Genomic DNA, 15,120 nt, shown 5'->3' with positions numbered 1-15,120 from the left:
AAAAGCAGTAGGATCGACCCGGCCAAAAATTCATGAGGGTTTCAACCCTCATTGATAAATCTTCGCGAAGCGATGCCAAACTTGCGGTGGGTTTTAACCCGCCGATAAGGGCAGCCCCAAAAAGCAAGAGGATCGAGCAGCCCCAAAAAAAAGACCAACCCCAAAAAGAGGTTGGTCCATTATGCTTTATAGGCCTATTAATCTAGAGATCGAGCAACAAGCGAGTAGGATCTTCGAGCAATTCTTTAACTTTCACGAGGAAGGTCACCGAAGTGCTACCGTCGATCACGCGGTGGTCATAAGAAAGGGCCAAATACATCATGGGACGGATTTTGACCTCGCCGTCTACGGCCATGGGGCGCTGCTGGATGGTGTGCATACCCAAAATAGCCGATTGTGGGGGGTTGATAATGGGCGTACTCATCATCGAGCCAAAAACGCCACCATTGGTAATGGTAAAGGTTCCGCCGCTCATTTCATCCAAAGTCAATTTACCGCTGCGGGCCTTGCCAGCTAGCTCCTTGATCTTCCACTCGATATCAGAAAAACTGAGCGACTCCACATTGTGAACGGGAGGCACCACTAGGCCAGTGGGCGTAGAAATGGCGATAGAAATATCGGCATAATCGTGATAAATGAGGTTTTTGCCATCTTCTGTGAGCTGAGCGTTCACATCAGGCATTTCCATAAGGACCTTAGCGCAAGCCTTGGCAAAGAGCGACATAAAGCCGAGTTTGATGCCATATTTCTTCACAAAATCCTCTTGGTAAGTTTTGCGCAACTTCATGATATTGGTCAAGTCTACCTCATTGAAGGTAGTGAGCATGGCCGTTTCATTTTTGGCATAGACCAAGCGAGAAGCGATGGTACGGCGCATGCGCGACATCTTCTCTTGGCGTTTTTCGCGGCTAAAGTTAGCGGCTCCACTAACAGGAGGAGCGGCCACCGTTTTGGGCTCTTCTTTTTTGGGAGCGGCCTCTTTTTGGGACGCGGCCTGCTTGTTGGCTATCGCCTTGAGTACATCTTCTTTGGTGATACGACCATCTTTGCCGGTGCCTTGGATATCGGCGGCAGTAAGGCCATTTTCATCCATGAGTTTGCGAGCAGCGGGAGAAGGATGTCCAGCCGCATAGCTATCCTCTTGAGGAGCGGCCTCCTCTGTTTTTTCTTCTTGAGCGGGAGCTTCCTCCTTTACTTCAGGAGTAGATTCGCTGCTGCCGCCAGAAACGCTCGTATCAATTTTGGCATAAACGCCACCGATTGGAATATCATCATCCTCGGCAGCAACCCAAATAAGTTTACCTGCTTTTTCGGCAGGAGCTTCTACGGTGGCCTTATCTGATTCAAATTCGCAGATGGCCTCATCTTGTTCTACATAGGCGCCATCTTCCTTGAGCCAGGCCGATAGCGTCACCTCTGTAACTGATTCCCCAATTACGGGTACTTTTAGTTCAATAATACTCATTTCTTAAATTGAAATTATGGTGGTATATGGTTCTACTTCCAATATATAAATAATTCTAGATATAGGCGACTGCCTTGGGGCCTAGTTTTCCTGATAGATGTAGCTATATTCATCTAATTTGAGCAGCTTATCGCCTTGAAAAAGCTGTTTTTTCACTGGATTTTGGCGAATATTATACTCAATGATAGTAATAGAGTGAGCTCCATTTTCTCTAAACTCCGTTTCGGTATATTTTAGCAGGCGGTCGGCGGCATCATAGCTATATTGCTCTCGGTATTGGGGTTCGCCATCAATGGCCCGTTCATAGAGTTGTAGTTTTCCAGTAGCATTATAGACCTTTTTCTCGGTCTTGATGATGTCCTTTTCCTTTTTGTCTTTATAGTCGACTTTTTCGGTGGCCACTGCCACTGGGCCATTATAGCTAAATTTAGAGGTCTTAAACTTCTTTTTGTAGTTGTATTCTACACTTTTAATGGGCCGATTGTTTTTGTACTTGCTCACTTTTTTGTGGCGGATGGTCACTTTGCCATTCGTTTGGCGCAGGCCATAGCTAATCGTCGACTTCTTAATTTCGCCTGTTTTTTTGTTGTACTTATTGATTGTTTGGTTCCAATCGCTATAGACATAGCCCGTAGACTCTAGCAAGAGGGTATCAAAAAGGTACTTACAATTCATTTCTCTTACCTTTTCGGTGCCCAGCTCGCTTTTATCTGTGGCGGTCCATTTTACAATTTGGCCGGCGGCATTGCGCTCCACCTCATCAATATGAATTAGGGGGGGCGAGTAGCTATAATCCGTACTTTTGCTATAGACCAACTGCCCGCTTTTATCGTAGCGGTTTTCGCTCGCTCGGCTTAGTTTTCCCTGGGCATCAAACTGCTGCACCCGCTCTCTTTCGGTAGCGCTATGTTGGTGGCTTTTAAAGGTCGTTTTCTTCTTTTTGGCCTTTTTGGGGCCGCCTTCATAGGCCAAATATTCATTATAAAACTCGCCCATATAGCTGTTGGGGTTATAGCTATAGTGGTAGTGCAATTTGGCGGTTTTCTTTCCATTCGGATAAGCATAATGCCAGCGGTCTTGCCGCGTCATAATCTGCTCATCATCATAAACGGACTCTCGCAAAATGCTCAGCAGTTGCTCGCCTTCTTCGGTAAAGCTATAGCTATGCTGAATAATCTGGCTGATGCTATCGAGACGCATCTCTAACTGGGCCTGAAGCAAGGGCGAAAAGGCCAAACAACAACTAATAAAAACTAATCGGCTAAACATTTATATAGTTTTAATGAGGATTCAATTTTGGGGCTGCCCCGGCCTATGGCCGGGTCGGGCTGTACCGCAGCTCGCAGGCCTGCTCGGCCCTGCAGCCCTTTGGGCTTTGGTCTGGCCCTGCGGGCCACTGCTATCCATCCCTCAGCCAGGCGGCTGCGCCGCCTTCTAGACCCAGAGGGCCCTAATCTTTGCGTTTGCGGGGGTGATATTCATATACAAATTCATCCTTATACACAATGCGGTCATTTTTGAGCAGCTCTAAGCTGGCCACATTTCCCCATTTGTCATAGGTCAAACGCTCTTCTTCTTTTTCGTTACTCTCTCTATTGATTTTGATTGTTTTGATGCGGTTACCATAATCATCATAGGCATATTGTACAATGCTCACCACCTGCTCATTTCGGCTTTTGGTTTGGACCAAAATATTTCCATAAACATCATACTCTGTATTGGTCACCCAGATGCTTTCTTTTTTAGAGCGCTTGCGCTTTTTCTCTGGGTCAAAGCGTTCGTTTTCGGTTTGGCGAATCAGCACACTATCTCGGTATTCATTGACAAACTCGCTCACGAACTTGCCCTCAATGTATTTTTTCCAGCGGATGAGAAAGCTATTCTCAAAGTAGCGAACATCTTTTCTAAAAAGCTTCCCATTGACCTTTTCGACGGTAATGGATTTGGTGAGGTAGCCATCTTGGTCCCTTTTGTAGCGGGTTTTAATCTCTTTGCGGGGTTGGTTGGGTTCTTCTACCAGCTCCAAAGAGCGGATGACCTCATCTTGTTTGTTGTAGAACCAATTTCGCTGGCGGGTCACTACGCCCTTTGTATTAAAGTACTGTTCTACCTCCTTATTCCCTGCCTCATCATAAGTAAGCAGATAAGTAATGGCCACCGAAGCTTGTTGACCATCTACATAAGAAATTTCTTCAATTTTGTTCTTATTGTTCTTTTGGTCCCAATAAATCTTCACCTCTCTTTCTAGCAGATTATCGCCATTGTAGTGCAGACTATTTTGGTGGCGGCCTCGGCTATCATAGCTATGAATAATTTTGCGTTGGCTATTGAGGTTGCTGTCCAAGCTCATCTTAAAGTACTCTTCTCGAGTGACGGCCCCATATTCATTAAAGTACTTTTCGGTTTGGGTTTGCAGCTCCAAGCCCTTATTGAGGGCTGGCACATAATGTTTTTGCTGCAGAAACTTAATCTGTGGTTTTTGGGCCAAGAGGAGCTGCGGCAAAAGGGCCAAAAGGAAGAGAAGAGCGAAGCCTCGGCCTAGCGCTGCGGAATAGTGGCCCGCAGGGCCAGACCGGCGCAGGCTTCGCCTGCGCTGGGCCGAGCAGACCTGCGAGCTATGCAGCATAGCGCCGACGAGCGAAGCGAGGCGGAGGCCCCTAACAGCAGAAAAATTAGTTGTTTTGAGTATATTCATTGGTAGAATTGTTTTGCAGGAAAATCGTAAAATTGGGCGGTAAAGGTACAGACTAAGGCCAAAAAAAGGAGGTCCAGAGTGGCTTTTTAGTTAGAATAGTAGATATATTCATAGCTCCGCTCTTGGATCAGTTTTTTATCTAAATACTGCCGATGTTGGAGGGGGAGGCCTTTGGCGGTATAGCTCAGCTCTTCTTCTTTGACCTCCTCATTGACCTTATCGACAGTTTTGCGGCGGATAAGGCGTTGGGCTTCATCATAGAAAAAGTAGCGGACCTCTACCAATTTTTCTCCTTCGCGGATGGCTTCTTTGACGGGCAAGCCGGCATCATTGTTCTTGGTGCTAATGCTTCGGAGTGGTTGATAATCCATTTGCTGAAGGGGGTCTTTGCGGCTTTCCTCATACTCTAGGGGAGACAATTGGAAAGGCAAGGGGGGCGGAATTTCGCTGGGTCCCTGCTGTCGAATTTGTTCTTTATCATGTTTAAAGTGGCTATAGAGCACGCCATTTTGGTAGCGTTGCCACTCAATGATAAAGCAATTTTCAAAGTTTCGGACCTCCTTATAGCGATCTTTGCCATTTTGCAAAATACTGACCGAGCGTTGGATTTGGCCCTTTTTATTATACTCATGCAAAATGCTGAGGCTGCGTTTGCTACCATCTTCTTGGAGGTCCCAGGCGTTGCTCCCCAGCAGCTCGCCCAACTGACTATAGAGGTAGTTCACCTCGCTCACCAACTGGTCTTCGGTATTATAGGTTTGGACCTGTTTAATTTGCCCTCGGCTATTGTAGCTATAGAGGGTATACTGCTGTTGAAAACCGGGAGGTTGATAGGCGGTTTGGGTCACCTTTAGTTTTCGGCCCTCCTCATCTAGTTGTCGGTCTTCGCTCCAGACCAAAGCCTGCATAGAGTCGTAGCGCAAGCGGCCCACCAACTGGCCCAAGCGGTCGTATTTAAAGTACTCTGCACGTTGAAGCTGTTCGCCTTTATAGAAACTTTGCTGCACCAAATTGCCATAGATATTATATTCTAAGACGGTCTTTTTTTGCAGCAGGCGTTGGTTATCCTTTAGGCGATAATCGAGAATGCGCTTCTCTTTGATCTGCGGAATGCTATCGGTTGCCTGCCCCCAAAGCGAAGGCCCCAAGCAACAGAAAAGCAATAGAAGTTTAGCGATATTGATAATTGTAGCGTTTTTCTGAGATGATCTGTCCATCTACATAAACAGCACGACGTAGCATATTGTTATTGTCGTCAAATTCTTGGACCTCCTCCTCTACTCTTGTTTCTTTCTCTCCTTCATAATCCACCTTCTTGCTACTAATCAAATTGTTGCGTTCGTCATAGCTATAGAAGGTAATCTGCGTAACTACATCATCTACTTTTTGGATGGTCTTGATTTTATTCCCCTTATCGTCGTATTCATCCTCATTGGCCCAACGGCCAAAACCGCCGCCACCAAAGCCACCGCCGCCGCCTAGGCCGCCGCCATCATTATTAAAGGTCATCATGACTCTAGCCTTAGAGGGATCAAAGCCGCCTTTTTTGGCGCCCCCAAACTCACTGATCAACTCGCCATTTTTATATTTGAGTTGTTCTTCTACTCGGTTGCGGACAAAGGTGGTAATCTCCTTGTATTTGTCCTGACCATCATCTATTTCCTTTTCTGAGGAAGCCAAAAAGCCGTTTTCGTCATATTCGGTTTTTTCGCTTTCCTTATATTTTTTACCAGAGGGCAGCTTTTCCCATTTGGTATACTTGATAATTTCATCATCGGCATTGTACTTCCAGCGCTCCTCCCCTACTTTTTTACCCTCCTCATTTTTAAGGAGCGTTTTATCGAGCAGGCCATATTCGTCATACTCATATTCTTTGGTATAACGAGTATCGGGCGCTTTGAGGTAGTCGATGTATTCTAGCTTTACAATGTCTTTGTCGTCATTGTAATGGCTTTGTTCCATCTTGAGCGGATCGCCCATTTCATCGTATTCTGTTTCTTCTTCTACTCTCAGGATACGTCCCTCAAAGGTTTTTTTGACTTCCTTTTGCGGCGTTAATTGACCGATGGGGTTGGCCACAAAGATTTTTTGCAAAATCAAGCGCCCCTGCTCATCATATTCTTTGAGCTCCTTTTTGGTGGTCAATAAACTGTCTTTTTGGATCTCTTCCTTGATTTCTCTTTGCTGAAACTCCAAAGATTTCACCTTGGCTTTTTGGGCCAATAGGGGCTGACTAGCCAAAGAAAAGCCAATAAATCCCATCAGATAGGCCGCTTTCTTTATTTTATTATTAGTGATCATACTAAAGTTTGACGCTTTTATAGGTTCCTGTAGGCAGAATATAGGCAAGCTTAATCCTTATAAAAATAATAGGTTTTCTCAAATTTCTGCCCATCTTCTAGCATTAATGTGGTTCTTTGCTGACGGCCCTTTGCATCATACTGATGCCGCAATTCTCTTACTTTTTGCTCTCGGACCCACTGCTCTTCTCGCAAAATTTGTTCCTTGCTATTATAATAAATATCTAAGCGATAATTCAATAGGCCCAAACTATTGTAGTAATAGTTTTCTTGCTTTTCCAGTTGCCCCAAACTATCGTAGTAGTATTTTTCTTCTCGCTTGAGTTTGCCCGCTACCCAATATTTTAATTCGCTCTTTAAAGTATCTTGGATGTAGCTAGTTTCGCTCCGCTCTTTTACTTTTCCATGGTCATACTCTACCTCCAAAACCAATTGGCCTTTTTCATATTTCTTTGTATGACATTCGCTCACATAACGGTATTTGGGCTGCTTTTTCTCTTTCTGCTCTTCTTCTCCTTTCTTTTTGGGTTTGGGGCTGTTCTTAAAACGCTTGCAGATATGCGACTGATAAAAGCTGATCCGCCCTTCCTCGTCATATTTCCAAACTGTTTTGTATCGTCTGTTGCTGCTCTTGCCTTTCATGAGCTTGGGCTGCCCTTTTCGGTTGTATTTATATCTGTACCATGCTCTGCGCTCTTTTTTATAGACCACCTTGCCGCCCCGCTTTACGGTGCTCCAATGTACATAACGCCCCTTTTTCTTAATCTTGCCCGCCTTGTTGTATTTCATCCGCCAAGAGCTATGCGCAGTGCTCCCCCGATAATCAAAGGTCTCTTCTACCACTAATTGGCCCTTTTTATTATAGCTTAAGGTGTCTTCCCGCTGCAACTCTCCCGTTTTATCAAAATAAAGTTGCTTGCTCCGCAGTTGCTCATCGGCCCCATATTTTAGATAATAGGTTTTTAAGAGCTGCGACTGAGGCTGCCCGCCCTTGACCGAATACTTCAATTGCTGCTGCTGCCCCAGTTTCGCTTCCTCATCATACTGATACAAAAAAGAAGATTTTAAGCTGCCCGCTGGCTGTTTCCGATATTCATATTCTTCCTGCCCCAGCAGTATTCCCCCCTCGCCATAACGCCAAATCTGCTTCTTGATGGGCATGCTGTCGCCCTCCAAATTGTACTGATATTGCTCTACTCGCAATTCCCGATAAGCTTGCCCCCAAAGCATAAATGGACATAAAAGGAGGACAAATTGTAGGTAGTTCTTCATATTTTTGTTTAATATTTTGGGGCCTCCGCTGCGGCTTCGCCTTGCGGCGCTACGTTGCGCAGCTCGCTCTTCGCTCGGCCCTTCAGCGCTAAAGCGCTTCGGTCTGGCCCTGCGGGCCACTGCTCCACATCGCTAGGCCAGTCGCTTCGCTCCTTCTAGATGCAAAAAGATTGGCCCTAAACCTATAGAGATGGAAAATAATAAAGATAAAAAATCAGCCCTGCATATCGCCAAAGGGATAACGGAAACCCCAAGCTTCAAGAAAAAGCAATTGGCCCGCTTCAAAAGACGAAAGCCCTCTGTAGAGGAATTACTGCAGGGAATTTTGGCCCAAGACCGCCTTTTGCTTAGCCAAGCCATTACCCTAGTCGAAAGCCAAAAAGCCACAGACCGCATTAAGGCCGACCAACTGATTGAGGCCTGCCTCCAACAACAGAAGTCGAGCCTCCGCCTGGGCATTACAGGCTCTCCCGGCGTGGGCAAAAGTACGTTTATCGAATCCTTTGGCCAAATGCTGATCCAAAAAGGTTTTCGCCCAGCCATTTTAGCGATCGACCCTAGTAGCCAACGCACTGGCGGCAGTATCCTCGGCGATAAGACCCGAATGCAAACTTTATCTAGCCACCCCCAAGCTTTTGTGCGCCCCTCTCCCGCTGGCGATGCCCTAGGCGGCGTGGCCCGAAAAACCCGAGAAGCTATCTTTTTATGCGAAACGGCTGGCTTTTCTCCCATTATTATAGAAACCGTAGGGGTGGGCCAATCAGAACTAGCGGTGCACTCTATGGTCGATTTCTTTATGCTTTTACTGCTGCCCAATGCTGGCGACGAACTACAGGGCATCAAAAGAGGGGTGGTCGAAATGGCAGACCTCCTACTGGTCAATAAGGCCGATGGCGAAGCCCTGCAAGCCGCCAAAAGAACAAAGCAACAATACCGCAATGCGCTCCACCTCTTCCCGGCCCAAAAATCGGGCTGGACGCCCAAGGTCAGTCTAGCCTCTGGCCTACATGCCGAGGGATTAGAAGCGATCTGGGAGCAAATTCAAGACTATTGCCAACTTACCCAAAATAATAATTACTGGCCCCAAAGAAGAGCCGAACAAGCCGAATACTGGATGCGCCAAAGTATCGAGCAGGAGCTGCTCCGCCACTTCTATGAACACCCCAAGGTCCAAAGCCAATGGCCCGGCTGGCAAACTGCCGTCCGCAATGGACAAAGCTCTTCCTTTCGCGCCGCTAGAGAACTCCTCAAATTGGTCCAAAAAGAAGATTAAGCCCTGGGGAGGCGGCGCAGCCGCCTCGGCCTAGCGATGTGCAGCAGTGCGGCGCAGCCGCAGACCAAGGCCGTCAGGCCGCAGGGCCGAGCGAACAGCGAGCTGCGGAACGTAGCGCCTGCCGTAGGCAGGAGGCCCCAAAACAGCCACCCCAAAAACAAAAAAGGCCCCTACCGAAGTAGAGACCTTAAGATAAGCTTGATCAAAGCCTGGGTTTATGCGGCCTTATTGCGGCCAAATAGACCAGCAAAAAAGCGGTTCATCTTATACATTAGCCAATACATCACGGGGACAATGACTAGGGTAAGGAAAGTGGCGAAGATAAGGCCATAGACCACCGTCCAAGACATAGCGCCCCAGAAAGCGGCATTATCGCCTCCCCAGTAAATATTGGGGTTGAGCTCTGTAATTAGGCCATAGAAATCAAAGTTGAAGCCAACGGCTAGGGGAATGAGGCCCAAAACCGTAGTAATCGCCGTGAGGAGTACGGGACGTAGACGGGTTTTTCCGCCCTCGATAATCGACTGCTTGACCTCATCATCAGAGAGTTGGTCTTGGCCCGTTTCCTCCTTCCGCCTCTTCTGCAGGAAGTCTGTATAATCAATAAGTACAATGGCGTTATTTACGACCACCCCAGCCAAAGAGATAATACCGATACCTGTCATAATGATCACTAGGTCCATGCCCGTAAGGATGTATCCCAAGAGCACCCCAATGGTACTAAAGAAAACCGAAAGGATAATGATAAAGGGCTTGCTGAGCGAGTTGAACTGCGAAACGAGGATGAGGAAGATGGCCAAGATCGCAATGGTAAAGGCCGTACCCAAAAACTCCATAGCGGCGGCTTGCTCCTCCTGTTCTCCAGTAAACTTAAAGCTGTAGCCCTCGGGCATTTCATAGTCCTCCATAATGAACTGCAACTGCTGCACCACCTCATTGGCATTAAAGCCCTCTAGCACATTAGAATAAATGGTGATGGTTCGTTTCTCATCCTTTCGCTTAACGGCATTATAGGTAGTGCTGGGCACCTTCTTGGCCACCGAAGAAATGGGAATCTGCACAATTTGCCCCCCCGCATCCATATTTCGGAAGGTCACATTTTGGTTCATTAGGGCCTCTTGGCTTTGGCGGTACTCCTCGCTAAAGCGGAGCATAATGGGATATTCATCTTCTCCCTCCTTAAACTTAGAAACCTCCCGGCCATAAAGGGCCGTACGGATCGTCATAGCAATATCATAAGTAGATAGGCCATATCGGCGAGCCGCTTCTCGGTCAATCTCGATGAGGTCTTGCTGCACATTGGCATTGACGTTCATCTTGAGCTCCTCTACCCCGGGTACATTGGCATTGCGCAGCTTATTGAGGACCGTATTGGCCACTGCCGAAAGCTCTCTCATTTCTACATCATCCCCAGAAATCTCTAGGTTGATGGGCTTACCCGTGGGGGGTCCCTCTTGGTTGCGGTCTACCACAATTTCTACTCCAGCATACCCTTGGACCGATTGGCGGATTTCTTCCATAATTTGGCTAGTCGATACCCCTTGGCGCTCATCGGCAGGCACAAAAGAAACCGTTAGACGGGCCTTGTTGGGCGTGGCGCCAGGTTCGGGGGGACCAGAAGGATCCGAGGTATTTTCTCCAATTTGAGAAAGTACCGCCTCAATAACGCCCTTTTCATCATAGGGACGAACAACGGCCTCTACCTTGGCTTCTAGTTCCTGCATCAATTCATTGGTCGCCTCAATGCTACTTCCAATAGGAAGATCGACAAAGACATTGACGTATTTGGGTTCTGCCGCAGGGAAGAACTCTACTTTGGGCGGGAAAACCCCCATTAGAACCACAGAAAGGAAGAGCAAGCCAATAACACCCAAAAACATAAGGTAAGGCATGATCCCTTTTAGGGCAAAACCAATAAATTTATCGTAGATATTCTCTAGTACAGGGAGAAACTTATCTTGGAAAAAGACGGCGCCAGGAGCAAACAAAAAGACATTCATGGCCGTCAAGATGGTGACGATACCAAAGAGGTTTCGGACCCAATCGGTGCCCGTAATCCAGCCGCCTACAGCAATAGTGGCCAAAACGCCAATCCAAATTAAGTTGTTGATGAGCTTTTTCCCTTTCTGCGCCTGAATCTCTTCTGGTGTTTTTTCTTTGGTCATCAAGGCCGCCGTAAATACAGGCGTAAGCACCAAGGCCACAAAGAGCGAAGAAATCAGAACGATAATCAAGGTGAGGGGCAAATAGCCCATAAATTCACCCATTAGGCCGGGCCAGAACAAAAGCGGAAAGAAAGCCGCCAAAGTAGTTGCCGTAGAAGAGATGATCGGCATGGCCACCTCGCCCGCTGCATTCTTAGAGGCATCTTTTAGACTATAGCCCTCTTGCACATATCGGAAGACGTTTTCGACCACCACAATAGAGTTGTCTACCAACATCCCTAGGGCCAAAATGAGCGAGAAGAGTACAATCATATTGAGGGTAACGCCCATGAGGTTCAGGATTAAAATCCCGAGGAACATCGACATGGGAATCGCCAAGCCCACAAATAAGGCATTGCGCAAACCAAGGAAAAACAAAAGGACCAAAACAACGAGGATGATCCCTGAAATGATACTGTTTTGTAGGTTAGACACCTGGTTGCGGGTATCTACAGACTGGTCATTAAAGATTTGGACCTTCAAATCAGAAGGGAAACGTTTGGCCTGCGCCTTTTCCACCAACTCCTTAATCTTATCCGAAGCATCCAATAGGTTTTCTCCAGAACGCTTAATCACATCCAAAGAAACAACCTGCAATTGGTCGCTACGAGCAATAGAGGTAGGATCCTCAAAACCCATTTGTACGCTAGCAATATCCTTGAGGAAAACCGGGTTTTGAAACTCCGAGCGGATGATGATATTCTCAATCTCCCGAACACTCTTAAACTCACCCACTACCCGTACCGAGCGGTTAAAACCCTCCGACTTAAAGTCTCCAGCAGAGAGCGTCAGGTTTTCCATGTTAATCGCATTGGCAATATCATTAAAGCTCAATTTGCGGCTTTGCATCTTAAACCAATCCACATCAATTTTCACCTCCTTATCTGAGGTTCCCTTGAGCTTTACTTCCGAAATTTCGGACAGTTTCTCAATTTCATCCTGCAAATACTCGCCATATTGGCGGAGCTCGTCCTCGGTATAACGGCCCGAGATATTGACCGTCAGGATGGGAAATTCAGAGAAGTTGATTTCAAAAACATCGGGACCCGCCGTTAAATCCTGCGGAAAATCTGCGTCGTTTTTGGCCTTGTCTACGGCATCTTTTACCTCCCGCAGGGCCTTTTCTACTTCTACATTGGTATTAAATTCTACAATGATATTCGAGAAGTCCTGAATAGAAGTGGCCTCTAATTTTTTAATTCCCGTAATGGACCCAATCTCTTTTTCTAGCGGAATGGTCACCAGTTTTTCCATATCCTCGGCCGAGTTTCCCGAGTAGGTCGTTCCCACATAAATAGTAGGAATCACAATTTCTGGAAAGGCCTCTTTGGGCATGGTCAAATAAGATTGCGCTCCAAAAAGGAAGATAATTCCCGTTAGCAAAAACATACTAATGGCATTATCTACAGCAAAGTTACTTGGCCCAAAACTCCGGTAGAGTTTCTTTTTTCTTGGCTCATATCGTTTGATTCTGATTGCTTTGATTTAACTAATCTTTGTTTTTTGGGGCCTCAGCTGCGCTGCGCTTGCTGCGCTACGTTCCGGGGCTCGCAAGCCTGCTCGGCCCTGCAGCCGCTTTCAGCGGCTTGGGTCTGCGGCTTCGCCGCCCCCCTCCACATCGCTAGGCCAGCCAGCCCTTGGTCCTTGCGGCTAGAGAAGCGGGCGCAGCCCGCTTCGGCTTAGGGATGGATAGCAGTGGCCCGAAGGGCCAGACCCAGCCGCCGAAGGCGGCGCAGGGCCGAGCGAATAGCGAGCTGCGGCACAGCCCGGCCCGCCTGCAAGGCGGGCAAGCCCCCAAAAAACACCTTAATTTTTCTGCCCCTTAGTAGAGCTCAGTACCTTCACCTTATCGCCATCAATGGCTTGGCGAGCACCTTTGACGATTAGGGTTTCGCTTCCCTCTAGGCCAGCGGCTAGCATGGTTTCATTTTGGTAGCTGCGCCCCAGTTCAACGATGCGCTTTTTGGCTTTGCCATCCTTGGCCAACATCAGGTAGTTGTTGCCATCTACATCCTGCAAAAGCAAGTTGCTATTGACCACCACCACATCTTCGGCCTCAAAATCCTTAATCTTAATCGTGGCCAAAAGGTTGGGCTTAATCAGCCCGCCTTGGCTTGCCAATGGGGCCTCAATGGCAAAGGTTCGGTTGGTGGAGTTGATGCTTCTGCTCACTTCATTTACACGGGCCGTTTGGCTTTGGCCAAGGGCCGGAAAATAGAGCTCTACCTGATCGCCTACCTTGACCTTACCCAAAAGGTTTTCGGGTACCTGTGCCACCGCCTTGAGCTGGTTGGTATTGAGAATTTGAACGATGGGAGAACCTGGGCCAGTAATTTCACCCGCCTTGAGCATGACTTTCTCCACATAGCCCGAAATGGGGGCGTATACATTGGATTTGCTCAACTCAAATTCTAGGCGCTCCTTACTTTTGGTCAATTGTTCTACCTGACTTTCGGCCTGAAGAAACTGCACCTCAGAGCCAATCTTTTTTTCCCAAAGCTTTTTCTGCCGATCAAACATGTCTTGGGCCAACTTCAATGAAGTTTTGAGCTCTTCTAGGCTTTTGCGGATGCTTTCCACATCTACCTTAGCCACCAAATCACCTTTTTTGACAAATTGGTCTTCACGGACCAACATTTCGGTAATTCGGCCTCCAGTTTCGGAGCTAGCAAAGGCAGGGTCTTGGGCCGTTGTGATATTTCCCTGTACCTCTACATAATGCGAGAAGGTCTTTTTTTGGACCTTTTGGGTGGTAATATCGACAAACTTCTCGGGGCGAGCCGTGGTGTCTACCTCCCCTAGGCGCTTTTGCAATTGGGCCAGTTCGCCTTCTAGGGTTTTGATGGCCTCCTTTTTTGTTTGGATGGCTTGGCGAATTTTAGCGGGATCCTTCATTTGATCGGGCGCTACTCCTGCCCCACCGCAGGCGGCCAAACTAAGGGCCATAAGGGCCACAAAACTATATTTTAGCGTTTTCATGCTGTATAATTGGTTTTAACAAGTTCTATTTCAAGGGATTTCCTAGGGCCTTGTCCAAATCTGTTTTGGCAATGACTAGGTCGTAAATAGCATTCATATAATTAGCCTGTGTGCGATAAAGCTCCTGCTCGGCCGTGCTGATTTCTGTACTAGAACCCACCCCTTCTCGGTACTTAAGGCGGGTGGTTTCCAAAATGCGCTCGGCCAAAGCCAAGTTCTTCTTTTGGTTCTCCAAACGCTCCGAAGCATTGAGGTACATGGCTCTGGCATTGCGGATTTCTAGCTCGGTGGCTAGGGTAAATTGCTTAATTTGGATATCCACTTTGGTCGCATCAATTTTGGCCATTTGGATGTTGGCATCCTTCTTAAAGCCGTCGAAAATGGGCACATTGAGTTGTAGACCAATAACCGTAATGGGGTTAAACTTCCCTTCATCGCTATCAAAAAGGTTGTTGCGTTGTAGCTGGTACTGATGGGCCAAAAAGCCAGATAGATTGGGCAGATAACCCGCCTTATAGCGCTTCATATTGAGGTCCATCAAATCCCGATTGAGGCGCAATACCTCTAGCTCGGGCCGCTTACTAGCCGAGGCCTCCCCTTCTAGATCGTCCTGAGAAGGAGCCTGCATCAGGCTTTCCAACTCATCTTTAAGGACAATAGACTCCTCTAAAGGGTAGTTCATTTGGAACTTAAGGACATTATAGGCCAACTGCGTTTGCCGCTCTACCATTCCTCTTTCCGATTGCAAATTGGCCAGACTGAGGTCTAGACGATCTACATCTAGCTGCTCTACCAAACCACTTTCAAAAAAGGCCTGGGTTTCATCTCGCATCTTTTGCAAGTTCTCTAGGTTTTTGTCCAAAATCCCTAGGTTCTCTTCCGCCAACAAGACGGCCAAATAGGCCTTTTTGATGGTGTAGGGAATCTCATGA

Annotated in this window: 10 protein-coding genes; 1 reads left to right on the top strand and 9 read right to left on the bottom strand. The window is 47.3% G+C overall.

Annotation, left to right across the window (positions count from 1 at the left end; all coding sequences use genetic code 11):
• Positions 1-202 precede the first annotated feature (202 nt).
• The 6 genes from odhB to OP864_RS10630 all read right to left on the bottom strand — a co-directional run bounded on the left by odhB (position 203) and on the right by OP864_RS10630 (position 7,732).
• Positions 203-1,465, bottom strand: a complete 1,263-nt coding sequence (gene odhB / locus OP864_RS10655; protein ID WP_270098175.1) for a 2-oxoglutarate dehydrogenase complex dihydrolipoyllysine-residue succinyltransferase — start codon at positions 1,463-1,465, stop codon at positions 203-205.
• A gap of 81 nt (positions 1,466-1,546) precedes the next feature.
• Positions 1,547-2,734, bottom strand: a complete 1,188-nt coding sequence (locus tag OP864_RS10650; RefSeq protein WP_270098174.1) for a hypothetical protein — start codon at positions 2,732-2,734, stop codon at positions 1,547-1,549.
• 181 nt (positions 2,735-2,915) lie between these two features.
• Positions 2,916-4,160, bottom strand: coding sequence for a hypothetical protein (locus tag OP864_RS10645; protein ID WP_270098173.1), 1,245 nt, complete (start codon positions 4,158-4,160; stop codon positions 2,916-2,918).
• Positions 4,161-4,246: 86 nt separating this feature from the next.
• A complete protein-coding gene (locus OP864_RS10640) occupies positions 4,247-5,377 on the bottom strand; it encodes a hypothetical protein (RefSeq protein WP_270098172.1) in 1,131 nt (376 codons plus the stop codon).
• Positions 5,331-6,461: a hypothetical protein gene (locus OP864_RS10635; protein ID WP_270098171.1), complete on the bottom strand. Its 1,131-nt coding sequence runs from the start codon at positions 6,459-6,461 to the stop codon at positions 5,331-5,333. Before OP864_RS10635 ends, OP864_RS10640 begins: the two co-directional genes overlap by 47 nt.
• Before the next feature lie 50 nt (positions 6,462-6,511).
• Positions 6,512-7,732 (bottom strand): hypothetical protein, encoded by a 1,221-nt coding sequence (locus OP864_RS10630; RefSeq protein ID WP_270098170.1) that lies wholly within the window; start codon positions 7,730-7,732, stop codon positions 6,512-6,514.
• A 190-nt stretch (positions 7,733-7,922) separates the two neighbouring features.
• Here OP864_RS10630 and meaB point away from each other — a divergent pair, with 190 nt between their 5' ends.
• Entirely contained in the window at positions 7,923-9,005 is a 1,083-nt protein-coding gene (gene meaB / locus OP864_RS10625) for a methylmalonyl Co-A mutase-associated GTPase MeaB (RefSeq protein ID WP_270098169.1), read from the top strand.
• A 215-nt stretch (positions 9,006-9,220) separates the two neighbouring features.
• On the opposite strand, the gene OP864_RS10620 is transcribed toward meaB, so the two are convergent.
• The 3 genes from OP864_RS10620 to OP864_RS10610 form a co-directional block, all read right to left on the bottom strand.
• The gene (locus OP864_RS10620; protein ID WP_270100800.1) at positions 9,221-12,679 is read right to left on the bottom strand and encodes an efflux RND transporter permease subunit; all 3,459 of its coding nucleotides are present in this window, start codon (positions 12,677-12,679) and stop codon (positions 9,221-9,223) included.
• Between the two features lie 336 nt (positions 12,680-13,015).
• Positions 13,016-14,188 (bottom strand): efflux RND transporter periplasmic adaptor subunit, encoded by a 1,173-nt coding sequence (locus OP864_RS10615; protein ID WP_270098168.1) that lies wholly within the window; start codon positions 14,186-14,188, stop codon positions 13,016-13,018.
• Positions 14,189-14,213: 25 nt separating this feature from the next.
• Positions 14,214-15,086, bottom strand: coding sequence for a TolC family protein (locus tag OP864_RS10610; protein WP_489886453.1), 873 nt, complete (start codon positions 15,084-15,086; stop codon positions 14,214-14,216).
• Positions 15,087-15,120 lie beyond the last annotated feature (34 nt).

The sequence above is a fragment of the Saprospira grandis genome, assembly GCF_027594745.1.
Classification (GTDB): Bacteria; Bacteroidota; Bacteroidia; order Chitinophagales; family Saprospiraceae; genus Saprospira; species Saprospira grandis.
Note: the sequence above shows the minus strand (reverse complement) of the source record. Positions and strands in the feature narration are given on the sequence as shown.

Coding starts and splice junctions, on each gene's coding strand:
- OP864_RS10650 (WP_270098174.1), bottom strand. CDS start 2,734: ATGTTTAGCCGATTAGTTTTTATTAGTTGTTGTTTGGCCTTTTCGCCC.
- OP864_RS10630 (WP_270098170.1), bottom strand. CDS start 7,732: ATGAAGAACTACCTACAATTTGTCCTCCTTTTATGTCCATTTATGCTT.
- OP864_RS10640 (WP_270098172.1), bottom strand. CDS start 5,377: ATGGACAGATCATCTCAGAAAAACGCTACAATTATCAATATCGCTAAA.
- OP864_RS10635 (WP_270098171.1), bottom strand. CDS start 6,461: ATGATCACTAATAATAAAATAAAGAAAGCGGCCTATCTGATGGGATTT.
- meaB (WP_270098169.1), top strand. CDS start 7,923: ATGGAAAATAATAAAGATAAAAAATCAGCCCTGCATATCGCCAAAGGG.
- OP864_RS10645 (WP_270098173.1), bottom strand. CDS start 4,160: ATGAATATACTCAAAACAACTAATTTTTCTGCTGTTAGGGGCCTCCGC.
- OP864_RS10615 (WP_270098168.1), bottom strand. CDS start 14,188: ATGAAAACGCTAAAATATAGTTTTGTGGCCCTTATGGCCCTTAGTTTG.
- odhB (WP_270098175.1), bottom strand. CDS start 1,465: ATGAGTATTATTGAACTAAAAGTACCCGTAATTGGGGAATCAGTTACA.